This window comes from Flavobacterium sp. LC2016-23, from assembly GCF_009674775.1.
Classification (GTDB): domain Bacteria; phylum Bacteroidota; class Bacteroidia; order Flavobacteriales; family Flavobacteriaceae; genus Flavobacterium.
In genome coordinates this window covers 1-590 of sequence record NZ_WKKE01000079.1, presented here as the reverse complement: position 1 = coordinate 590, position 590 = coordinate 1, and the positions used below count along the sequence as shown (strand labels likewise).

Annotated in this window: 1 pseudogene; it reads right to left on the bottom strand. The window is 45.1% G+C overall.

The annotated features are described in order from the left end of the window. Positions 1–590 (bottom strand): annotated as a pseudogene (locus tag GJU43_RS22945) (hypothetical protein); the annotation flags it as partial.

Below are 590 nucleotides of genomic sequence, written 5' to 3'. Positions count from 1 at the left end.
TCAGCTACTGTTTTATTATCCACTTTACAGAATTCCTGCGTGGTTGCTCCTGTTGGTGTTTGCGGGTCACTTAACGTTACCGTTACGGCCAAACGTGTTGGGCTCTCGCAGGTTCCTACCTTTAGCGAACCGTAATACACTTTATTGTTTTCCAAAAGGGTTGTGGAAGGAATTGCGTTTACTCCTGTCGCATCATCATACCACGTCACGCCTGTTTCAGCAGTTTTCAGATCAGCTACTGTTTTATTATCCACTTTACAGAATTCCTGTGTAGTCGCCCCTGTTGGGGTTTGTGGATCACTTAACGTTACCGTAACGGCCAATCGTGTTGGACTTTCACAGGTTCCTACTTTTAGCGAACCGTAATAAGTTGTGCCATCAGTTAAAACTGTGGTTGACGGAATTACGTTTACTCCTGTCGCATCATCATACCACGTCACACCTGATTCTGTTGTTGCCAAATCAGCTACTGTTTTATTATCCACTTTACAGAATTCCTGCGTGGTTGCTCCTGTTGGCGTTTGAGGGTCACTTAACGTAACCGTAACGGCCAATCTCGTTGGACTCTCGCAGGTTCCTACTTTTAAGGA